General features: G+C 69.6%; 16 protein-coding genes and 1 pseudogene. 10 read left to right on the plus strand and 7 right to left on the minus strand.

Features of this window, described 5'->3' with window-relative positions:
* Positions 1-34 precede the first annotated feature (34 nt).
* Positions 35-427, plus strand: coding sequence for a hypothetical protein (locus tag ACF07V_RS35455; RefSeq protein WP_392159792.1), 393 nt, complete (start codon positions 35-37; stop codon positions 425-427).
* 5 nt (positions 428-432) lie between these two features.
* The gene (locus tag ACF07V_RS35460; RefSeq protein WP_392159793.1) at positions 433-1101 is read left to right on the plus strand and encodes a nucleotidyl transferase AbiEii/AbiGii toxin family protein; all 669 of its coding nucleotides are present in this window, start codon (positions 433-435) and stop codon (positions 1099-1101) included.
* A gap of 767 nt (positions 1102-1868) precedes the next feature.
* Here the strand turns inward: ACF07V_RS35460 and ACF07V_RS35465 are convergent.
* From ACF07V_RS35465 to ACF07V_RS35475, 3 genes are all read right to left on the minus strand, one after another.
* Positions 1869-2027, minus strand: a complete 159-nt coding sequence (locus ACF07V_RS35465; protein WP_392159794.1) for a hypothetical protein — start codon at positions 2025-2027, stop codon at positions 1869-1871.
* Between the two features lie 448 nt (positions 2028-2475).
* Positions 2476-4536, minus strand: coding sequence for a SpoIIE family protein phosphatase (locus ACF07V_RS35470; RefSeq protein WP_392159795.1), 2061 nt, complete (start codon positions 4534-4536; stop codon positions 2476-2478).
* A gap of 196 nt (positions 4537-4732) precedes the next feature.
* Positions 4733-5719 (minus strand): LysR substrate-binding domain-containing protein, encoded by a 987-nt coding sequence (locus ACF07V_RS35475; protein ID WP_392159796.1) that lies wholly within the window; start codon positions 5717-5719, stop codon positions 4733-4735.
* 70 nt (positions 5720-5789) lie between these two features.
* Between ACF07V_RS35475 and ACF07V_RS35480 the strand changes: the two genes are divergently transcribed.
* The gene (locus tag ACF07V_RS35480; RefSeq protein ID WP_392159797.1) at positions 5790-6878 is read left to right on the plus strand and encodes a YeiH family protein; all 1089 of its coding nucleotides are present in this window, start codon (positions 5790-5792) and stop codon (positions 6876-6878) included.
* Positions 6879-6969: 91 nt separating this feature from the next.
* Here the strand turns inward: ACF07V_RS35480 and ACF07V_RS35485 are convergent, their stop codons facing one another.
* Positions 6970-7971 (minus strand): AraC family transcriptional regulator, encoded by a 1002-nt coding sequence (locus tag ACF07V_RS35485; protein WP_392159798.1) that lies wholly within the window; start codon positions 7969-7971, stop codon positions 6970-6972.
* A 127-nt stretch (positions 7972-8098) separates the two neighbouring features.
* Here ACF07V_RS35485 and ACF07V_RS35490 point away from each other — a divergent pair, with 127 nt between their 5' ends.
* The 5 genes from ACF07V_RS35490 to ACF07V_RS35510 all read left to right on the plus strand — a co-directional run bounded on the left by ACF07V_RS35490 (position 8099) and on the right by ACF07V_RS35510 (position 13635).
* On the plus strand, positions 8099-9472 hold the full coding sequence (locus ACF07V_RS35490; RefSeq protein WP_392159799.1) for an MFS transporter: 1374 nt from the start codon (positions 8099-8101) through the stop codon (positions 9470-9472).
* The gene (locus tag ACF07V_RS35495; RefSeq protein WP_392159800.1) at positions 9469-9873 is read left to right on the plus strand and encodes a carboxymuconolactone decarboxylase family protein; all 405 of its coding nucleotides are present in this window, start codon (positions 9469-9471) and stop codon (positions 9871-9873) included. Before ACF07V_RS35490 ends, ACF07V_RS35495 begins: the two co-directional genes overlap by 4 nt.
* A 67-nt stretch (positions 9874-9940) precedes the next feature.
* Positions 9941-11020: a 3-keto-5-aminohexanoate cleavage protein gene (locus ACF07V_RS35500; protein ID WP_392159801.1), complete on the plus strand. Its 1080-nt coding sequence runs from the start codon at positions 9941-9943 to the stop codon at positions 11018-11020.
* 139 nt (positions 11021-11159) lie between these two features.
* Positions 11160-12737, plus strand: a complete 1578-nt coding sequence (locus tag ACF07V_RS35505; RefSeq protein ID WP_392159802.1) for a long-chain fatty acid--CoA ligase — start codon at positions 11160-11162, stop codon at positions 12735-12737.
* A gap of 73 nt (positions 12738-12810) precedes the next feature.
* Entirely contained in the window at positions 12811-13635 is an 825-nt protein-coding gene (locus tag ACF07V_RS35510; RefSeq protein ID WP_392159803.1) for an SDR family NAD(P)-dependent oxidoreductase, read from the plus strand.
* A gap of 508 nt (positions 13636-14143) precedes the next feature.
* Here the strand turns inward: ACF07V_RS35510 and ACF07V_RS35515 are convergent.
* Positions 14144-15370, minus strand: a complete 1227-nt coding sequence (locus ACF07V_RS35515) for an acyl-CoA dehydrogenase family protein (protein ID WP_392159804.1) — start codon at positions 15368-15370, stop codon at positions 14144-14146.
* A 62-nt stretch (positions 15371-15432) separates the two neighbouring features.
* Here ACF07V_RS35515 and ACF07V_RS35520 point away from each other — a divergent pair, with 62 nt between their 5' ends.
* Complete coding sequence (locus ACF07V_RS35520; RefSeq protein WP_392159805.1) at positions 15433-16260, plus strand: SDR family oxidoreductase; 828 nt, start codon at positions 15433-15435, stop codon at positions 16258-16260.
* Positions 16261-16324: 64 nt separating this feature from the next.
* Here the strand turns inward: ACF07V_RS35520 and ACF07V_RS35525 are convergent, their stop codons facing one another.
* Positions 16325-16813, minus strand: coding sequence for a MarR family winged helix-turn-helix transcriptional regulator (locus ACF07V_RS35525; RefSeq protein WP_392159806.1), 489 nt, complete (start codon positions 16811-16813; stop codon positions 16325-16327).
* A gap of 1501 nt (positions 16814-18314) precedes the next feature.
* Here ACF07V_RS35525 and ACF07V_RS35530 point away from each other — a divergent pair.
* Positions 18315-18500 (plus strand): annotated as a pseudogene (locus ACF07V_RS35530) (CorA family divalent cation transporter); the annotation flags it as partial.
* An 87-nt stretch (positions 18501-18587) separates the two neighbouring features.
* On the opposite strand, the gene ACF07V_RS35535 reads toward ACF07V_RS35530, so the two are convergent.
* Positions 18588-21383, minus strand: a complete 2796-nt coding sequence (locus tag ACF07V_RS35535; RefSeq protein WP_392159807.1) for a S8 family serine peptidase — start codon at positions 21381-21383, stop codon at positions 18588-18590.
* Positions 21384-21466 lie beyond the last annotated feature (83 nt).

Below are 21466 nucleotides of genomic sequence, written 5' to 3' on the forward strand. Positions count from 1 at the left end.
CCCGCACCACTTCCGCGGCCGCCATAATGGAGGCATGTCCTCCAGCCCGCAGCACCCCGCACCCGCGCCGAGGGACCTTTCGGGCGCGGACGCCGAGGACCTGGCGCTGTACCGGGAGAAGTTCCGCCGCCGCCTGCCGCAGTCGCTGGACGAGCTGCATGGGCCGACGCACGGTGTCGTAGAGCTGCCGCTGCACCTGGCCTGGTCCGGGATGACCTCGTACGACCTGAGCAAACCTCGCCAGCGCATGGGCCTGTACCGCACCGTCCTGCACGAGGGCCTGCACGACGACCTGCCTCGCTACCTCAACCAGGATCTGCTCCTCCAGCTGTGGCCCGTGCTGCGCGCCCTCGTCGGTCGCACCGTGCGCACCGTGTGGGAGGACGCCTTCCCCCAGCTCGCCTCCCGCACCCGGGCGGCCGCGTGACGGACATGCCGGAGCTGCACAGGCGGCTCTTGGCGGATGTGATCGCCCTCGGCTCGCCGTATCCCTTGGTCCTCACCGGCGGGTATGCCGTGAGGGCGCACCGCCTCGTGAACCGTCCGAGCCAGGACCTCGATGTCGCCACCGAGAACCCGGCGCCGATGGCCGACATCGCGGCCGCACTCTGCCGCGGCCTCGATGCCCGGGGCTGGAAAGTGCAGGCGCTGGAAACTGCACCGCTATCCGCTCGCTTCATCGTGGCCGACCCACTGACCGGGCAGGAATGTGAAGTCGACATCCTCAAGGAGATCTTCTGGCGGCCCGTCTCCCAGAGCCCGTACGGGCCTGTCCTCGCGGAGGAGGACGTGATCGGGACGAAGGTCCGAGCCCTTGCCGACCGCGGAGCGCCCCGTGATCTGATCGACGTGTTCGCCGCCTCCCGGCGTTGGACGAACTCCGAGCTCGAGGAGTTCGGTCGCCGCCACGCCCGCGGCCGCTTCGAGCGCGAGGACCTCCAGGCGAACCTCACCGGCGCCGAGTGGACCGATGACGAAGCCTTCGCCGCCTACGGCCTCGACGATGCCACCATCAACGCTCTCCGCACCTGGGCAGTGGAGTGGGCCGACGACCTCGGGACCCGCCTGCTCGAAGAGTCCGATGATCCGGACATCGACTGATCGCAGCCGGGCGAGAACGAATCTTCAAGCAGTCCGGGCGGCAGACGCCACTTCAACTCCTCTAGCTCAAACCCTGATCGGAAGGATGACGCCCCGCAGTCAGCTCGCGATCTGGCATCCCCCGGTATCAGCTCCGAGGGCGACATCGCGCTGCCCCGCCCCATTGGAGCGTCAGCTCCTTTACTCCGAGAGCCGGGTGGTCGCGCCGAGCCAGCCGACCGCCTTCAAGTCACAGATGAGCCACTCATAGGCGAGTGCAGTCGCCGGGCGGGATGAACCCGTCGGCAGTTCGCGATCTTCGTAGTGCGGCTGATGGAAATTCGTCTTGGATTCGACCGGCCCTCCGGGTATCGGCAGGGTTGGGCCGAACCCGGGCTCGGTCCACAGGACCAAGTCCACCTCGGGCGGGTCATTGCGGCGTCCGGCTGCCTTGGGACGGGGAGGGGCTCCTGGACTGACACGACGGCTGCCAGAGTTGGCTTCCTCGCCTGGGGCCTCTCATGCCGGCAGGAAGTCAAGCGAGGACGCAGTTTCGACGAACGTGGCAGATCCGAGAGATGACGGAGGAGCTCATGGAGGGGACGCCCCGGTCCATCCTGCCTCGACCGTCCGTCTACCTCGGCGGGGTCGCCGGCTTCGCCGGAACCTGCCACGGCCCATGCTCAAAGACACGGAGTGGAGGCGGGACACCAAACAGGATCCCGCCGCCAGCTCTCTGAAAGGTCATCTCGTTTGGGCCGCCGCTTTCTGCCTGTGAGGTTGGCGCCTCACGTTCCGCGGTCCGGGCCGCACCAAGGTTCGGGGCGTTCGTCGGCGGGCACCGGAAGGTGCTGCGGTTTCACAGGGCCGGGCTGGAAGGCTGAGCTGTTGGGGCCGGCCAAGTCTTCGCCGATGAGGTAGCGGTAGAACCATTTGGTGAAGCTCATGAGGTGCTCCGCCCAGCCGGCTTCGCCGTCTGTGACCAGGAGTCTGGGGTACCGGCGGCTGCGACGAGGAAGATCGTCTCTCCTCGGTCGGTGCTCGCTCGCAGGTCAGCGGCCTGCTCGGGAAATGTCAGGCGCAAAGCCAGCGTGCGTTACGGGCAGTACGGGTGCTACGTGCGCAATTCTGACGCACGATGCGGCGGTCAATCGATCGGTGCGTGAAGTCACCGCGCTGCATGGGGCTGCGCCGCCCGGCTGGGCTGGAAACTGGCCATGACTTGGAGCTGTGCCGGGCGTGGCAGCCCACATTCCGAGCGCAGCCGACGCCGTCGATGATCAGGCGGGGGTGGTGGGCTGCGCGCGTGGCCGGTGATCCGGATGTGGGTCGATGCCGGGGTGGCCACCGGCCGACGCCGCAGGAAGTGTGAAGCCCCCCATGAGCCTTGTTCTCTTACCCCAGCGCCTGCTCGGCCCAGATGGTCTTGCCTCGGGCGGCGTAGCGGGTTCCCCAGCGGTCGGCGAGCTGGGCGATGAGGAAGAGTCCGCGGCCGCCCTCGTCCGAGGCATGGGCATATCGCAGGTGCGGGGCAGTGCTGCTCCCGTCGGAGACTTCGCATATCAAGGCGCGGTCACGGATGAGGCGCAGATGGATGGGGCCGGATCCGTATCGGATGGCGTTGGTCACCAGTTCACTGACGATCAGTTCGGTGGTGAAGGTGAGTTCCTCCACGTTCCAGGTGCTCAGCTGCCTGCTTGCCAGGGTGCGCGATGTGGCGACTATGGCGTGGTCGCGTGGCAGGGTCCACGTGGCGACCTGGTCCGGGTCGAGGGCGCGGGTCTGCGCCAGGAGCAGCACGACGTCTTCATCGTGCCGCGGTGACTCCCCTGCCTGGATGGCGGTCTCGCACGTGTCGTCCAGCGCCCGGAAGGGGTTGGCGAGCGCGTGGCGCAGGCGTGCCGGCTCTCGCTGCGGGGCACCTGTGTCGGCCCGGGCGAGACCTTCGTTGTAGAGGGCGATGGTGGTGCCCTCGGGCAGCTCGAGTTCGAGGGTCTCGTACGACGGGGTGCCGCTGCCCAGCGGCGGCCCGGTGGGGACCTCCGAAGCATCGACCCTGCCGTCGGGATATGCGATGAGCGGCGCGGGGTGACCGGCCCTGGCGACGGTGCAGCGCCGGGAGATCGGGTCGTAGACCGCGTAGACGCAGGTTGCTCCGGCCGCCCGCTCCATGAGGGGGCTGTCCCCGGGTGCCTGGTCCGCGAACGTTCCGGCGACCAAGTCGTCGAGATGGGCCAGCAGTTCGTCGGGGGCCTTGTCCTGCGCGGCGAGGGTATGGACTGCGGTGCGCAGTCGTCCCATGACCGCGGCGGCGTGCATGCCGTGTCCCGGCACATGGCCCACCACGAGAGCCACTCGCGCCCCGGACAACGGCATGACATCGAACCAGTCACCGCCGGCGTGCTGAGAGAGGTGTCGCCAGGCCACCTGAACCGCGCTGAGATCGGGGAGAACCTGAGGCAGCAGGCTGCGCTGCAGGATGAGGGCGGCGTTGCGTTCCCGGGTGTAGCGCCGGGCGTTGTCGATGCACACTGCTGCCCGACCGGTGAGCTCTGTGGCGAGTGCGAGGTCGTCTTCGTCGAACGGGTCGATGGTCGTGGTCCGGTAGAAGCTGGCCAGGCCCAGCGCAACCCCACGGGCGGTGAGTGGCACCACCATCAGGGAGTGGGCCGCCTGTCCGATCAGCTCTTCTCGGTTCGGATCGTCCATGGGCCTCTCGGTGGTGACTTCCAGATGCGGTACCAGGCAGGGGGCCATCTCGGCGAGGTGTCGCGTCTGAGAGGACGAGTGGGGCAGGGTGGCCTCGCCGACCGTGGAGACCGACCGCGCCACCGTCGCTGTAGCAGGTTGGGAGGCCGCACGCCGAAGGACCGTCTGCGGGTCCATCGGTCCGGGCGGTGGCGCGTCTCCGCGGAGGACGTCGTCGAGCACGTCCACTGTCGCCATGTCGGAGAGTTCCGGGACAGCGACCTCGGCCAGCTCGCCGGCGGTCGCCGCGACGTCCAGTGTGGAGCCGATTCGTCTGCTCGCCTCGATCAGCAGGTCAACACGCGCCTGAGCCCGGTGCCGTTCGGTGACGTCGGTCGAGGCGATGAGTACACCCAGCACCCGCCCAGCGGGGTCCTGGAGCCGGAAGAGCGAGACCTCGTACACATGCCTGTGTTCGGGATCTGAGGGCGGGCACCCGGCGACCTCCGCGTCGATCACCGTCCGGCCGGTGTCGAGGACGTCGTACAGCATCTGCTCCGCAGCGTCGTCGACCAATCGCGGAGCGAGGTCGCGCAGCCGCAGTCCGATTGCCTCCCGGCCCACCGCGCCCCGTACCCCGGCGGCGGCTGGGTTGAAGCGCACCACTCTGAGGTCAGGATCCACGACCTGGAATCCCAGCGAGGACTCGGTCAGCAGCGATCGAAGGATCGCAGTGTCGAGAAGCGACTCGGTACCCGGATCGCTCACGGTGGAGCCGACGGCGTCCGCTGAGTCGCGAGCCCCGGATCCATCCGTTCCGCCGCGAGATCCAGGGGCTGCCTCACGTGCACCCATGACACCATTTTGTCCCAGTTACAGAGTGATGCTCCTTTTCGGCTCTATAAGCCACGGCAGATAGGCCGACGCCTCTACGCGATCCCCACGGCTCCGGGGTGCAGGTGGACTACGCGACCTGGCCACCCTGATCACGTGCCGACCGGGGGCCGACCTCCCCCCGGGCGGCACGGGCCGGTCGAACTGCCCGCAGCAGCTGCCGGGCGGGCTCAGGCAGGTCTCGGCCGACGGGCCAGACGGCTCGCAGTGTTCGACGGAGCGGGAGGTCCGCCTCGACGGGGATTTCGACAAGCCGCCCGTCGGCCAAGTCCTCCCGGACCGCCAGCTCGGAGAGGACGGCCGGGGCAGCCCCGCGGATCGCGGCGCTGCGCAGGGGCGCAGTTGCGCCGAGTTCGAGTACGGGGACGGAGGGTCCTGCGTGGGGGCGCAGGGCCCGTTCGAGGGTTTCCCGGGTGCCGGATCCGGACTCTCGGAGCAGGAGAGGGGTGGCGGCGAGTTCGGCCCCGCTGACAGGCTTCCGCCTGCGGGTCCATGGATGACCAGGGGCGACGACCACGACGAGTCGGTCCTCGCCGATGGGCTGGGAGTCCATGTCCTCCGGCGTCCACGGGCCCTCGATGAATCCCAGATCGGCCTCGTCGTTCCGGAGCGCGCGGATGACCTGGTCGCTGTTGGCCACGTGCAGTCCGACGTGGGTCTCGGGGTGGCGTTCGCGCAGGCTCACCAGCCATCCGGGGACCAGATGCTCGGCCGGAGTCAGGCTGGCAGCCACCCGAAGCCGGATGTCCTGCCGGGCCTTGAGGGCTGCGACGCCCTCGGTGAGCGCATGGGCGCGTTCCAGCACCTCCCGTGCCCAGTCGGTGACCATCAGTCCGGCCGGGGTCAGCCGGGATCCGCTGGTCGAGCGGTGGAGCAGCTGCACACCCAATCGTCGCTCCAGCGTGCGCATCCGCTCGCTGGCCGATGGCTGGCTGATGCCGAACCGAGCGGCGGCACGGCTCAGGCTCCCTGTCTCGCCCACCGCCAGGAGCAGCTCGAGCGCATGCAGATCGGGAAGTCGGCGGGTGCCTGGAGAACCGGGCGGAACAAGAACCATAGGGAAACCCTATGTCCTGCCAGGCGATCGGTGGCTACCTGAGTCCGCAGGCTCGCCCAAGGGTGGGGGCGTGACGAACCTCCCTGTACCCCCAGGCGACCACGATGCCAGCCGGCCGGCTGCGACGCCCGGTCCTCGCGTCTCGGCCGCCGACGTCCCCCGTCGGAGAACAGGCCGTGCGCGGACACTGGTCTCCGGGTTGGCGGTGACGGCTCTGGCCACGGCCGTTGCGGCTGCGGCCCATCGGGCGCTGCCGTCGATCTCTCCTACCGTCGCCGCTGTGGTCCTTGGCGTGCTGGCCGCCAACCTCGGGCTGCTGCCGGCCGCTTGCGGCCCGGGGCTTCAGTTCGCCGCCAAGCGGCTGATGCGCCTTGGCGTCGCTCTGCTGGGTCTCAATCTCGCGCTCGGCGACGTGCTCGGGCTGGGGTGGGAGGTGCTGGCCATGGTGACCGCGGTCGTCGCGGTCACCTTCCTCGGCACCCGATGGCTGGGGCGGAGGCTGGGGCTCCCTGGTGACCAGCCCCTGCTGATCGCCACCGGCTTCTCGATCTGCGGGGCATCGGCGATCGCCGCCGTGAATGCGGAGACTGACAGCGAGGAGGAGGACGTTGTCACCGCGGTCGCCCTGGTCACCTTGTGCGGAACTCTCGCCATCGTCCTCCTGCCGATACTCCACCGACCGCTGGGCCTCGACGCGGCACAGTTCGGGCTGTGGACCGGCGCCAGCGTCCACGATGTCGGCCAGGTCGTCGCAGCCGCGCAGACCGCCGGGCCCACTGCCCTCAACCAGGCCGTGGTGGTCAAGCTGATGCGGGTGGCGCTTCTGGCCCCGCTGCTCGTGCTCGTACGCCGTCACCTCACCATCCGCCGCTCGCCGGAAGGGCGCACCGGTGGCAGCAGACCTCCCCTGGTGCCCCTGTTCGTCGCCTGCTTCCTCGGGCTGGCCGCCCTGCGGAGCACAGAGTGCCTGCCCAGCCAGGTGATCAGCCGCGTCCAGCGGGTGGACGAGCTACTGCTGGCCGCGGGCCTGTTCGGCCTCGGCACCGCGGTCGACATACGCCGCCTGTTGCGCACCGGGGGTCGTGCCCTGACCGTCGGCCTCGCCTCGTGGCTGCTGATCGCTGGTGTCTCGTACGCGGGAGTGCTGCTGATCGCATGAGGGGCAGCACTGTCCGACCGGTCCGGTCGGGTCTGCCCAGAGGGCCGGCCGCTCGGCCGGCCGGAGCGTCCAAGGCTGCGACAGACGCGGGTCAGACGGACTCGCGTCGCCGGGCCGCTCGCCACGCCGAGGGGCTGGTGCCGAACTCCTCGCGGAACCAGCGGGAGAAGGCGCTGGGTGCGGAGAAGCCGAGGAGTTCCGCGACCTGGGTGAGCGGGCGGCTCTGGTTGCCGACGTACTGGTGGGCAAGCTGGACGCGGCTGGCGTTGAGCACGGACGAGAACGTCGCCCCCGACCGGACGAGTTGCCGGTGCACGGTCTTGCGATCGACTCCGAGGCTGCGAGCGACTTGGTGAAGTGAGCAGCGTCCGGTGGGAAGTAGCGCCTCGATGAGTTCCCGGATGCGGTCGACGTCGGCTTCGGGGCGAGGGGCTGCGATCGCTTCGAGGTACTGCCGCGCATAGGGCCTCAACAGGGGGTCGGACAGTTTGTTGGGGGCGTTGAGGTCGGCGGCGTAGAAGACGATTCCGTTGGACTCCTGCCCGAAGCGGATCGCGGGCCCGAGGACGCGGTGGTGGGTGGTCGTGTCGGCAGGAGCGTCGTGGGAGAGCAGGACCGTGACCGGTTTCCAACCGCTGCCGACGAGGCTCTGGAGGTAGCGGTGGACGGCGCCTACGAGCAGTTCGGTGGCCTGGCGGCCGTGGCCCGCGTCGAGAGCAAGGTGGATGGTGGCGAGCCCGTTGGCTTCGGTGAGCCTGCTGCGGAGTGCCTCGTTGTGCAGGTGCTGATAGCGCATGATCACTTCCAGCGCGCTGCGTACGTCCGGCTCCTCCCGGGCGGCGAGGCTGATGGGGCCCAGGGTGGCGAGGCGTCGGCTTTCGGCGAGCCTGAGGCCGAAGTCCTCGCAGCCTGTTGCCGCCGCTGACTGTTCGAGCAGTTCGGCCGCCGCGTCCGCCGGTATCCAGGAGCTGTGGGTCGCGAGGTCGGAGGCGTCCAGGCCCACCGAGGCCAGCAGCCGCAGTGGATCGGCCCCCAGCGAGCGGACCAGGTCGACGTAGCCGTTGAGCACGGCGTTGCGCACCAGGTATTTCACTCGGCTGAGCCTCGCCGCCGTGCCACATATTGTCAAGCGAACTGCCACATGATGCAAAGCACCTGCCGTCGTCGCGACCTACGCTGCGGACACCCGCGACGGAGCGGGCGTGTGAGTGGAGGTGCGTATGCAGCGCAGAACGCCGTGGCGGAGCAAGCCGCCGTTGGTCCTGGACGCGTCCGGCTCGGCGGCGCATCTTGTCTCCCGGCGGTACGCCTGGTTCGTGCTGCTGATGGTGATCGCACTGGCGGCCACCGACTACATCGACCGGCAGATCATCGTCTCGACCTTCCCCTACCTGAAGAAGGAGTGGGGGCTGTCCGACGCGGAGCTGGGGGCCCTGGTCTCGGTGGTGTCCGTCGCGATGGCCGTCTTCACGCTCCCCGCCGCCCGTCTCGCGGACCGGTGGGGACGGGTGAAGTCGATCGCGGCGATGGGGACCGCGTGGAGCCTGGCAGCACTCGGTTGCGCCGTCGCGGGCAACTACGCGCAGCTTTTCGTGGCCCGGGGGCTGCTCGGAGTGGGCGAGGCCGGCTACGGGCCGGCAGGCGGGGCTCTGGTGTCCAGCTACTTCCCCCAGCGGCTGCGGGCGACGGTACTGAGCCTGGTCATGGCGGCCGGTCCGCTCGGAACGGTGCTGGGTGTCGTCCTCGGCGGCGTGATGGCCGAGCGGTGGGGCTGGCGGGTGACCCTGGGCGCCTTCGGTCTGCCCGGGTTGCTGCTGGCCCTGCTCTTCCTGATCATTCGCGACTACCGGATGCCCACCGCGGCGGACCGGAGCGAAGCGGCACCCGCGGCTTCCCCGGCAGCCGCTGTCCCCGGACTGCGCGCGACCCTCGGCGAGCTGTTCCGGTCCCGGACCGCCGTCTGGTGCTACCTGGGCGGGGCGCTCAACCTGATCGTGCTGTCCGCCCTGTACTCCTGGCTTCCCAGCTACCTGGGCCGCGCCTACGGCCTGTCCTCGGCGGAGTCCGGCGCGAAGGCCGCGCTGGTGATCCTCGCCGGCGTCGTCGGGGCCGTCGCCTTCGGCCACCTGGCGGACCGGTGCGGCAGGACACGTCCACGCCGTCGGCTGATGGTCCCCGCCGTGGCGGCCGTGGTCACCTGCGGCCTGCTGACCGCCGGCTTCGGTGCCCTCCCGCCGGGCGCGGCGCAGTTCGCACTGGTCCTCGCCGCCGGGCTCCCGCTCGCCGCCGCGATCGGCACGACCCCTGGTGCCGTGGTGGACGTGGTGCGCCCCTCCGTGCGGGCCACCGCCCTCGGCATGGTGGTCCTCGTCCAGAACCTGCTCGGCCTGGCCGTGGGGCCTGTGCTCACCGGGCTGCTCTCGGACGCCTTCGGCCTGCAGACGGCGCTGGCCGTGATCCCCCTGTTCTGCCTCGCCGCGGCCGCCGCCTTCTGGCTCGGCTCGCGGACCTACGAGAACGACCTCGCCGCCGTGTCCGGCGGCGACCCGGCGGCGACGCCGGACACCTCCGACGAGATGGAGCTGAACCGATGACCACGTCCACCGAGTCCGCCACCAAGCGCCCGCCGACCCCGGTCGTGGACCAGATGCGCGCCCTGGGCGCCTGGAACCCGCTGTGGGACGGACTGCACGAGATGGATCCGGCCTGGACCGAGCAGTTCATGGCCATGGGCATGCAGCCCTGGCGCAGCGGGGTGCTGGAGCCGAAGTTCATCGAACTGCTGTGCATCGCGATCGACGCCTCGGCCACCCACATGTACGCCCCAGGGGTACGCCGGCACATCCGTACCGCGCTGGACCTCGGCGCCACCGGCGAGGAGATCCTCGAAGTCCTCAAGCTGACCACGCTGGTCGGCATCCACGCCTGCAACATCGGCGTCCCGCTCCTCGTCGAGGAGCTCGCGGCGCGCGAGCAGGGCGCTGTTCAGGCCTGACGGCACCCCTGCCTCCGAACCACCCACCCACCCACCCACCTGTAATCGCTCTTCAAGGAGACGGCACATGCACTTCCTCGACGACTCCCTGCTGCCGGAGAACCAGCAGAAGCTGGTCATCCAGGTCGCCCCGTACGGCCCGGAATGGCTGCCCGGCGACTCCGACGACATTCCGGTGACCATGGACGAGCAGGTCCAGAAGGCCGTGGACTGCTACAACGCGGGAGCCCAGCTGCTGCACATCCACGTCCGGGAGATGGACGGCCGCGGCTCCAAGCGGCTGTCGATGTTCAACGAGTTGATCGGACGGCTGCGCGAGGCCGTTCCGGAGATGATCCTGCAGGTCGGCGGGTCCATCTCGTTCGCCCCCGAGAGCGAGGGCGAAGCCGCCAAGTGGCTCGACAACGACACCCGGCACCTGCTGGCCGAGCTCGACCCCAAGCCGGACCAGGTCACCATCGCGATCGGCACCTCGCAGATGAACGTCGTCGAGGTGCTGCGCGACGAGGACATCGCGGGCACCTCCATGCAGCACCCGCAGATGTACAAGGCATACCGCGACATGGTCCTTGAGGCCGGGCCGGAGTTCTACCTCGAGCACCTCAAGCGGCTGACCGCCAACGACATCCAGCCGCACTTCATGCTCGGCCACATCGCGCAGCTCGAAACCGTCGAACGACTCGTCCGCCGCGGGATCTACACCGGCCCGCTCAACCTGAACTACGTCGCCATCGGCGGCGGCGCCTCCTCCTTCCACCCCGCCGATCTGGTCGAGTTCGCCCGCCGCACCCCGGACGGTGCCGTGCTGACCATCGAGAGCATCATGCGCTCCACCCTGCCGATGAACGCCATCGCGATCGCCCTCGGTATGCACGTCCGCGTCGGCATCGAGGACAACCTGTGGGCGCCGCGCAAGGAACGCATCACCTCCGTCCAGCAGGTCGAGCAGATCGTCCGCATCGCCGACGAGCTCGGCCGCGACATCGCCACCGCCGAGGAGGCCCGGGAGATCTACAAGATCGGGGAGTACTGGTCCAGCGCGGACGAGACCCTCGACTACCTCGGCCTGCCCCCGAACCGGCGCCCCGGCGAGCGCGGCGTTCCGCTGCGTCACCCCGCCCCGGTCCGTACCGGCGCACTCGTCTGAGAGACACCCGTACGCATCGCGGCGCGGTTCCGCCGACGCGGACCGCTCGCGTCACAGGCCGCCAGACCGCCCCTCACCCCCTGAGGGGCGGTCCGGCGCTCCGCCGAACACCTCACCACCAGAAGACCTGGAGATCTCGATGCTCAACCTCGCTGTCATGCTCGAGGACAGCGCCCGCGCCGTGCCCGACCGCGGCGCGGTCGTCTCGGGCGACCGGACCCTCACCTACGCCCAGCTCGACGCTTCGGCCAACCAGGTCGCCAACCTTCTCGCCTCGCGAGGAATAGGCCCGGGGGACAAGGTCGCCCTGTCCTGCCCCAACGTGGCGCAGTTCCCCATCGTCTACTACGGCATCCTCAAGGCTGGCGCCGTCGTCGTACCCCTCAACGTGCTGCTCAAGCGCCGGGAGATCGCGTACCACCTCGCCGACTCCGACGCCAGCGCCTACTTCTGCTTCGAAGGGAGCGCCGAACTCCCCCTCGGGCAGGAAGGATGGGCCGGATTCAACGAGGTCGAGGGATGCCGGGACTTCTTCCTCATCACCGCAGCCGCGGCCCCGGACCCCGCCGCGCCCGCGCCCATAGCCGGAGCCGAGACCCTCGCCCGCGCGCTCGACGGCCAGAGCACCGAGTTCACCGCCCGAGTCACCGAGGCGGGCGACACCGCGGTCATCCTCTACACCTCGGGTACCACAGGACAGCCCAAGGGTGCCGAACTCACCCACGCAAACATGGCGCTCAACGCGTTGACCTGCCACCGGACGTTCGGCACGGCCGAGCACGACGTACACCTGATCACGCTGCCGCTGTTCCACTCCTTCGGCCAGACCGTGCAGATGAACGCCGGCCTGGCCGCGCGAGCGACTCTGGTTCTCATGCCGCGCTTCGACGCCCACGGGGCACTGTCCCTGATGGGCCGACACCAGGTCACCTTCTTCGCGGGCGTCCCCACCATGTACTGGGCGCTTCTCGACGCAGAGATCTCCGAAGCCGACGCGACCGCTGCCGCGCAGAACCTGCGCATCGCCGGCTCCGGCGGCGCGGCCCTGCCGGTGGAGATCCACCGCCGTTTCCGCCGCCGCTTCGGAACGTCGATCCGCGAGGGTTACGGCCTGTCCGAGACCAGCCCGCTGGCGACCTTCACGCCCACGGGCGCCGAGGCGCGCCCCGGATCGATCGGCAAGCCGGTCTGGGGCGTGGAGGTGGACCTCATCGCGGACGACTGGACTCCGGTGGCGGCCGGCGAGGTCGGAGAGGTCGTCGTCCGCGGCCACAACGTGATGCGCGGGTACTACGGGCGGCCCGAGGCCACCGCCGAGGTGATGCGTGACGGCTGGTTCCGCACCGGCGACCTGGCCAGCCGCGACGAGGACGGCTGGCTCTACATCGTCGACCGCGCCAAAGACATGATCATCCGTGGCGGGTTCAACGTCTACCCGCGCGAACTCGAAGAGGTCCTGCACTCACACCCGGCCGTCAGCATGGCCGCCGTCGTCGGAGTGCCCCACGACAAGCACGGCGAGGAGATCAAGGCCTACGTCGTCCCGGCACCCGGGGTGCGGATCACCGAGGACGACCTGGTCGCGTGGTGCCGGGAGACCATGGCCGGTTACAAGTACCCCCGTCTTGTGGAGTTCCGCGACACACTGCCGATGAACGCCACCGGCAAGATCCTCAAGCGCGAACTCCGCACCGAGACAGCAACGTCCGGCCACTGACCGCTCCTGGTGGCACACCGCTGTCGCAATCCTGAGGACGGTGTGCCACCGCATCTTCGATAGGGAAACGAGCATGAAACTCAAGGAGAAGGTCGCCCTTGTCACGGGTGCGGCCCAGGGCCTCGGCAAGGCCATCGCCCTGGCCGTGGCACGGGAGGGCGCCGACCTCGTCGTGGCCGACATCCAGGACGACCTGCTGGCAGACACGGCCAAGGAGATCGAGGCGCTGGGCAGGCGGTGCCTGCCCATACGCTGCGACGTCTCCTCCAGCGAGCAGGTGGCACGGATGTTCGCCCAGGCCGGCGAGCGGTTCGGTACCGTCCACATCCTGGTGAACAACGCGGCCAGAGTCCCGGCCTCCCCAGCCGAGGAAGAACGACGCAACAGGCACTACGCCTACGCGACCACACCGGTGCCCCGCAAGTCCCTGGGCATCACCAGCAGTCTCAGCGACGACGACTGGCTCAAGTGGTGGGACGTCAACGTCCACGGCACGTTCTACTGCACGCGCGAGGCGTTGCGGTTCATGGAACCGCAGAGGTACGGGAAGATCATCAACATCGCATCCATTGCCGGAATCTCGGCCGCCAGCACGCACAGCCCCGGATACTCCGCCAGCAAGGCGGCAGTCGTCGGCTTCACCAAGACCGTCGCGCTCGACGTCGCGGGCGCCGGTATCCACGTGAACGCCATTGCCTGCGGTGCCGTGCTGACTCCACCGTTCGAGGCGTACCTGGCCAACGCCACGGAGGAGCAGACCCGCGCCCTCTACCAGTTGATCCCCCTCGGCCGCCTGGGCACCCCGGAGGAGTACGCGTCCCTCGCCGTCTACCTGGCGGGAGACGACCACTATCTCGTCGGCCAGGTCATCAGCCCCAACGGCGGAGCGGTCATCTGACTGACGAAGAACCGCTTCGTCCGGCGGGGCAGGGCCTGTTCCCGCCTCCTTGACGTCCGGCCCGTTCGGGGGATTCCCGGGCGGGTCGCCTGCTGGCAGCTCTCGCGGTGAACCCAAAGCCCTGGCCTCGCACGCGAGTACGTGCGCGGCGATAGGCTCGCACGCTGGAAGTCGCCGATGATGTCGTTGATGCCAGGTCGTGGAAGGCGTGCAGACCCTTTGGTCCTCCGCTCCAACCCGGCCGCAGCTGCGCCACGTCCGAGCATTCGATGAAGGCGTACGAGGTCAATTGATCTTCCAGCTCACTCGGGACTGGTTCACCCGCCACTTGCCCGGCGGCGAGTCCGTCCGGGCCGAGGCGTCGGGGGCAGCGCCTCCACGAGGAGGACGAGTGCCGCGGATCGTTGGCTGTCCGGTCAAGGCGACGCTCTGATTCGCACCGCTTGCCGAGCGCCTGGAGCGTGCTCGACGGGCGCCCGAGCGGCCCGCCGAGCATGCTCGGGGTGGCTCAGCCGGTGATGTCGCGGCCGAAGATCTGGCGGGCTATGACCCACTTCTGGATCTCGTTGGTGCCCTCGTAGATCTCTCCGATCTTGCTGTCGCGATAGATCGCCTCGACCGGGCACGGGCGGTCGTCGGCGCCGAGTTCTCGGGCGAATCCCAGGCCGCCGAAAGCCTGGACGGCGTCACGGGCCATGTCGACCGAGAGCCGCGTGGCGTAGAGCTTGGCCATGGCCGCCTCGGGCTCGGGGAAGGGGTTGCCTGCGTCCAGCCGCAGGGCTGCCTTGGTATAGAGGGTCCGGGCGTTCTCGATCTCGGTGGCACGATCGGCGAGCAGGAACTGCCAGTGCTGGTTGGCCGCGACGGGCTTTCCGAAGGCACGCCGCGTCGAGAGGTGTTCCACCGTGTGATCGAAGGCCGCCTGGGCCAGACCGACGCCGGCCGCGGCGATGCCGATGCGGCCGTAGGTCAGAGTGCTCAGCGCATGCCGGAGACCCTGGCCCTCGACGCCGCCGAGCAGGTCGTCGTCGGAGAGCCGGACATCGGTGAAATGGACGTCGGCGGTGAGCTGGCCGCGGTTGCCCATCTTGCGGTCGGCCAGGCCCACTTTCACGCCGGGGAGGCTGGTGTCGACGATGAACATGCTCAGCCGCTCACCCGTCCGGGCCAGGGTGACGACGAACCCGGCCACGGGGGAGTTGGAGATCCAGCGCTTGCGTCCGTTGAGCACCCAGCCCGAGTCGGTCCGCGCAGCCACGGTCTGCACCGCCTGCGGGGACAGATCGCTGGAGGCATCAGGCTCGGTCGTGGCGAAGGCGCCGACGACCGAACCGTCGGTCACCTTGCGCAGCCAGCGCTGCCGCTGGGCGTCGGTGCCCTGGTTGAGGGCGTTCCCGGCAAGGATGCAGTGGACGTCGAAGACGGCCGCGACGCTGCTGGAGCAGTACGCCAGCTCCTCTATGGCGGCCGCGGTCGCGGTCGCGGGGTGCTGAAGCCCGGTGCCGCCCACCTCGGCCGGGAACGGGATGCGGTACACGCCCGCGGCCGCGAGGTCGTCGAAAACCTGCCGGGGGAATCCGTCGGTGCGTTCGTCGCCATTGGCGATGGTCGCCGCGTGCGGGGCGACGGCCTTCTCGGCGAGGGCACGCACCTGGGCGCGGATGTCCTGGGTCTCCTGGGGCGCGAGGAGCTCGTGGTAGAGCCGGTCGGCCTGGCGTTGCGAGAAGGAAGTCATGCGTGCAACATATCATTCGTACCACATATGATTTGTGGTGCACATCATTGGAGGTTGAGGTCATGACAAGGACGCTGGCCGGCAGGACGATCTTGATGTCCGGCGGAAGCCGGGGGATAGGGCTGGCGATCGCGCTCCGTGCGGCGCGGGACGGTGCCAACGTGGTGATGCTCGCCAAGACGGCGATGCCGGACCCCCGGCTGGAGGGCACCGTGTTCACCGCCGCCGAGGAGATCGAGCGGGCGGGCGGCAAGGCCGTCGCCGTCGTCGGGGACGTACGCGACGAGGACGATGTCCACTCGGCGGTCCAGCAGGCCGTGGACTCCTTCGGGGGTGTCGACATCGTGGTCAACAACGCCAGTGCCATCGACCTGTCCGGCACCGAGACACTCGGGATGAAGCGCTACGACCTGATGCAGGACATCAACACGCGCGGCACCTTCCTGCTGAGCAAGGCCGCGATCCCGCATCTTCGGGCCTCGGTCAACCCGCACATCCTGACGCTGTCACCGCCGCTGAACCTCGCGCCGCACTGGATCGGCCGCCATCTCGGCTACACCCTGTCCAAGTACGGCATGAGCCTGTGCACCATCGGGCTGGCCGAGGAACTCGCCGAGGACGGAATCGCCGCCAACTCCCTGTGGCCGCGCACCCTGATCGACACCGCGGCCGTGCGCAACGTGATCGGCGGCGCCGACCGCGCCCGCGCCCCGCAGATCGTTGCCGATGCCGCGCACGCCATCCTCACCGGCGGCTCCCGGGAATGCACCGGCAACCTCTTCGTCGACGACGAGGTCCTCGCCGCGGAGGGCGTGTACGACCTCTCCGCGTACCTCCCCGCCGACGCCTCGGGCGAGTTGGAGCTCGACATCTTCGTCGATCCCGCATGACCTTCGCGTCGAGCAGGCCGAAAGAGCCGGCTCAGCCAGGTCCGTCGACCTGCTCGCGGCGGTTCTACGACCCCTTCTTGGGCGCCGGCTGCTCGCGCACGGCGTCGTAGAGCGCCGGCAGGGTGGAGCCCGACGCGAGTTCGCCCAGGAACCGGTGGAGAGCCGCACGGTCGGCCGGGGCGAGATCCTCGAGCATCCGCGCGTCGAGCCGGTCGAACCCCTCGTTGGCGCGGTCCAGCACGGCGGCCCCGGCCGCGGTGACCTGCACGAGGTACCTGCGCCGGTCCCGCTGATCACGCGCTCGCGACACGTACCCGGCACTCTCCAGGGTGTCCAAGCTGCTCACCATCGTGGCCGGGTCGATCCGCAGGTACGTACCGAGGCCCAGCTGCGGCTGGGGACCGTTGTCCACGAGCGCCTGCAGGATGCTGTAGTGGCGCACCCGCAGACCCAGGTCGTCCAACTGGTCCTCGCTCAACCGGAACGCCACCTGGCCCAGCTTCAGCAGCAGGCAGACCGTGTGCTCCGCCACCGACCCCGGGACCAAGGACACCTCGGACACCGTTCACCCCCACTTACCGTTTGCCGTGCGCATGATTCCCCCATGGTAGGCGCGTGCGGTGCCTGTCTGCACCGCACCGCGGGCTCACTGGGCGCCCGACAGGGCCGCGCACGGAGGGAAACAGCGCCAGGGCACCACAGATTCAGGGTGGCCGAAGTCGGTACCACGACCTGGTACGGGGCCCGCGCTTACGCCTCCAGATCCGGCGGTACCGGACCCGGGACGTCGAGGCTCGCGTGCAGTTCAATGCGGCCGGCGCTGCCATGGGCTTCGGACCCATGGCAGCGAAAAGTCAGGCTTTCGCACTGCCGGACCTCGAAGTGCAGGTCAAGAGCCCTTCTTCGCGGCCGGTTCGAGGATCGCGGCACACTCCACGTGGTACGTCACCGGGAACGCCTCTTGGTCGGGCAGACCGCCCAGACCCCGTGAGCTCGCCTCGCAAGCGGCGCACGGGCCGACAGTCCGCACGAGACCGCAATTCAGTGGCCCTCGATGCCCGTTCGGACCACAACTCGCAACGATCCCTCAAAGTTGGCAACGGCCTGACCCACTGAGCGACGGCTCCACGCTCGTCGCGGGGGAACCCCGTCCAAGGCTCGCAGCACGCGGGCGCGCCCCTCTGGCGGGAGATGCTCCAGCATCCGCGCGACCCCGGCACGGCCGTCCCCGATCGACGTCACCGCTCGCCCGCGAGGTCGAGATCGTCGCTACGCGGCTCGGTACCGACCTCAGCAGGTCGGGGGCGACACCACGGGTGCGCGATCGGATACAACACTTCCCGTCACCGGCCGACGGTACCCGTGACCGCGGTCAGCACGACGAGCCCCTTGGGCAGCAGATCGGGATGAGCGGGTACGGGCATCAACACGCCTTCCTGTCCCCGACAAGCGGGCGGGCGGGCGGCCCGGGCAGCACCCGGCGACCGTCCCTGCTCCGTCCCGAACCGGCCCTGCCACTCATTGCAGCCTCGACCCGATCACACGGCGCGCCAGGGCGGGGGCAGGGTTGCCGCGTGGTCGGGCTCACACGAAGCAGAGCGATCTCCGCACCGTGACAGAGGACCTCCTGGATGACCTACCACGCAATGTCCACGAACGGCTCCTCCGGGACGCTGCCGTGCGGGTAGGTGACAGCTACCCTCGACAACGATGCGACCCGGGTCAGGGCGCGACTGCCCGCCGCGCGGGTCGGCGCGCAGTGTCAGGACGCCAAGCCACCGGTCCGGCCGGGACGGGGGCGCAAGACCCGCTTTCCCGTACCGTACGTAGCCGTTCCCCGTACCCAGAGAGGGGCCTCTCACCAGCGATGACGCCCCTGGGAACCGGCGCTCGTCGGGGAGAATCTGGGGAGAATGAAGGCCCGCTGGGGAGCGGCTGGGGAGAATCAACCGCGTAAAACGGCATCACGGTGAAAGCCCCGGAAACATGCAAAGCATCAGGTCAGCGAGCCTTCTCTAGCGATTCACGCAGGTCAGCGCCCCGAGGGCGACAACTTCAAGAAGATCTCCGCCTGGGCGGCCATCCTCTTCGCCCCCACACTCGTGGGAACCATCTACGGCATGAACTTCGACACCATGCCGGAGCTGCACTGGGGCTTGGGATACCCCTTCGCGATCGCCTTGATGGGGTTCGTGTGCGTCAGTCTGTACGTTGTCTTCAAGCGCCGGGACTGGCTGTAGGGGCCGATGGGCTGGGCTCAGGCGGCGCACATGGCTCGCAGCCCCCGAAGGCCGGTGCCTTCGGGGGCTGCTCACGTCAACCGGTGTCTACCGTGCCGAGTAGCCGAAGGCCACGCCGTTCGCCGGGAGTCCACCGGAGCCGGGCTTGTACGTGGTGGCGGCCGCGATCGTGCCGCCCTGCGTCACGTTGGACATCGGCAGCGCGTAGAGCGCGCCGGTGGCCAGGGGCCCGAAGGGCATGCCCGCGTACAGCTTGGTCGCCGTGAAGTGGATGTTCTTGCCCAGGTACTGGCTGGCGCCAGGGGTACCGGGGATGCCGGTGCCGTTACCGGCCTCGATCCAGCGGTCGTTCGGGCCCGCCGATCCGGCCAGCGAGAACGTGTGGATCGCGCCCGCGTCGGCCACGGTGCCGATGTCCTCACCGGGCGTTCCCACGGCGAGGCGCATGGACGCCACGGTGCTCACCGAACCGGGGGCGGTGTTGACGGCGGTGAGGTACTCGCCCATGCGGTCACCGGTCTCGGAGGTGCCGGACACGTCGTCGTCCGCGGTGCCCTGCTTCAGCTCGCGCAGGTAGCTCCAGGTGCCGTCGGGCTTGATGCGGATCTGCACCACACGGCCCGCGTTGGCGCGGTCCTCGGTGCCGACCGTCACGCTCTCGCCGGGCGAACCGATCGCCAGGATCGACTCCGTGGCGGCCGCGGCGCCGCTGGCCCGGAACGGGGCCATGGCCACCGCGTACCCGAACTGGTCGCCCGCCTCGGCGCCACCGGAGATGGCCGCGTTGTCCTGGTCGAGCCAGGCCAGCGGCAGCGGGTGGCCGGTGGAGTCGAAACGGTTGGCGTCGAAGATCACGACGCTGCCGGACTTCGCCATGCTGCCGATGGCCTCGTTGGGAGCACCGATGGCGATGTAGTTCTGGTCGGCGCTCACGGACCAGGCGAAGAGGTCGCCCGTCTCGGGCTCACCGGCGACACCGGCCGTCGCCTGGCTTATCGCGACGCTGGTGGTGCCGTACACGTAGAACGCGGAACCCGCCTGCGCGACGCTGCCGATGGCTTCACCGGGCAGGCCGATGATCAGGTACGGCCGGCCGGCGTCGTTCACCGCGGCCGCGATCCTGTGGCCCATCCGGTCGCCCGCCTCGGACGTCGAACCCGCGATCGCACCCGTGCCGGCGCCCTGTTCGAAGTGCGTCGCCTTCAGAGTGCCGGTGCCCAGACCGCCGGCCGCGCCGTACAGGATGTCGACGAAGCCCGCGTCGGCGGCGGTGCCGACGGTCTCGCTCGGGGTTCCGGCGACCAGGTCGGTGAAGCCGTCCTTGTTCCAGTCGATGGTGGCCAGGGTCTCGCCGAAGTAGTCGTCCGCCTCGGCGCCGCCCGGCACCCAGTCCAGGTCCTGGCTGATCTCCGCGGTGCCCTTGCCGCCGCCGTACACGAGGCGGATCAGACCGGCCTTCGCGTCCGTACCGACGGTGGCCTGGGGGTCGGAGATCGCGATGTCCTCCGCGCCGTCACCGTTGAAGTCGGTCATCCCGGCGGGCTTCGGGGTGGTGCCCCCGCCGCTGAGAGCGGCACCGAGGTCGATCCGCGGGGTGGTGGCGCCGGTGTAGATGATGCCCCGGCCGCTGCTCTTCAGCAGGGCCGTCAGGTCGGCGATGCTCTTGGTGGGGAAGGCCTGCTTGAGCACGGCGTACGCGCCGGCCACGTGCGGCGCGGCCATGGAGGTGCCGTTCTTGGAGGCGTAGGCGCCGCCGGGAACGGAGGAGACGATGCCGGTGCCGGGGGCGAACAGGTCCAGCAGGGGGCCCCGGTTGGTGAAGGCGGAGAGCTCGTCGTCGTCGGTGGTCGAGCCGACCGTGATGGCGGAGGAGATGCAGCCGGGCATGCTCACCGCGTCGGTGTGGCCGTTGTTGCCGGCCGCGATCACGGTGGCCACGCCGGCGGTCAGCAGGCTGTCCACGACCGGCTTGCGCAGATCGGTGTCGCAGGCGGTGGCGTAACGGCCGTTGCCGAGGCTGAGGTTGGCCGCGACGATCGGCGTACCGGCCTGCTTGAGCTTCAGCACGTGTTCGAGGCCCTTGAGCTGGGCGCTCTGGTAGCTGCCCACGCAGGGGGCGATGCCACCGCAGAACTCCTCGGTGGTGAACTGGCTGAAGACCTGGATGGCGACGATGTTGGCGCCGGGCGCGACACCGTGCTTGGGAGCGCCCGTGATGCCGGTGCCGTTGCCCGCGGCGATGCCGGCCACGTGGGTGCCGTGGTCGCAGGCGGCCATGGTCGCGCAGGGGCCGGCCGCGGTGTTGGCGGCACCGGTGCCCTCCTGCGTGTCGGTGCCGTTCGGGCACAGGCTGACGACGCCGCTCTCGGCGTCGCTCGGCGAGAAGCAGGCCTCGGCCACGACCCGGTTCTTCAGGAACGGGTGCCCGGTCTCGACACCGGTGTCCAGGACGGCGATCGCCTGGCCCGTACCGGTCTTGCCCGCGGCGAAGGCGTCGTCCCCGCCGATGAGCGGAATGCTCTGGTCCAGGGTCGCCGGCTCCGCCTTGTCCTCGGTGACGCTGACCACGCCCGGTTTCGCGGCGAGTTGGTCGAGGCCGGCCCGGTCCACCTTGAGGGTGACCACCGGCACGGTCTCGAATTCCTGCTTCGTCTCGCCGGCGGTCGCCGCGTCGGCGACGTCCGCGAGGGTCTCGGTGACGACGTTGACGCGGATCTTGCCGCCGCCCGCGGTCTGGTCGTAGAGCGGCGGGTCGACCGGGTCGGTCGTGGCTCCGGCCGCTGTCGCGGTGATCGACGGCGTGACGGCGTGGGCCGGTATCGCGGCGCCGAGGGTCACGGCCGTCATCGCGGTGACGACCGTCGCCCAGATCGTTCTCTTCATATTGCCTCGGTGAGCAGGGGGCTCGCCATGGCCGGGCCTGTGGGGAGACAGGCATGGCGCAGCCCGGGGAGATGTGGGGGGGC

The sequence above is a fragment of the Streptomyces sp. NPDC015661 genome (genome assembly GCF_043077765.1).
GTDB lineage: Bacteria > Actinomycetota > Actinomycetes > Streptomycetales > Streptomycetaceae > Streptomyces.

Coding starts and splice junctions, on each gene's coding strand:
- ACF07V_RS35455 (WP_392159792.1), top strand. CDS start 35: ATGTCCTCCAGCCCGCAGCACCCCGCACCCGCGCCGAGGGACCTTTCG.
- ACF07V_RS35460 (WP_392159793.1), top strand. CDS start 433: ATGCCGGAGCTGCACAGGCGGCTCTTGGCGGATGTGATCGCCCTCGGC.
- ACF07V_RS35465 (WP_392159794.1), bottom strand. CDS start 2,027: ATGAGCTTCACCAAATGGTTCTACCGCTACCTCATCGGCGAAGACTTG.
- ACF07V_RS35475 (WP_392159796.1), bottom strand. CDS start 5,719: ATGGTTCTTGTTCCGCCCGGTTCTCCAGGCACCCGCCGACTTCCCGAT.
- ACF07V_RS35490 (WP_392159799.1), top strand. CDS start 8,099: ATGCAGCGCAGAACGCCGTGGCGGAGCAAGCCGCCGTTGGTCCTGGAC.
- ACF07V_RS35495 (WP_392159800.1), top strand. CDS start 9,469: ATGACCACGTCCACCGAGTCCGCCACCAAGCGCCCGCCGACCCCGGTC.
- ACF07V_RS35500 (WP_392159801.1), top strand. CDS start 9,941: ATGCACTTCCTCGACGACTCCCTGCTGCCGGAGAACCAGCAGAAGCTG.
- ACF07V_RS35505 (WP_392159802.1), top strand. CDS start 11,160: ATGCTCAACCTCGCTGTCATGCTCGAGGACAGCGCCCGCGCCGTGCCC.
- ACF07V_RS35510 (WP_392159803.1), top strand. CDS start 12,811: ATGAAACTCAAGGAGAAGGTCGCCCTTGTCACGGGTGCGGCCCAGGGC.
- ACF07V_RS35515 (WP_392159804.1), bottom strand. CDS start 15,370: ATGACTTCCTTCTCGCAACGCCAGGCCGACCGGCTCTACCACGAGCTC.
- ACF07V_RS35520 (WP_392159805.1), top strand. CDS start 15,433: ATGACAAGGACGCTGGCCGGCAGGACGATCTTGATGTCCGGCGGAAGC.
- ACF07V_RS35535 (WP_392159807.1), bottom strand. CDS start 21,383: ATGAAGAGAACGATCTGGGCGACGGTCGTCACCGCGATGACGGCCGTG.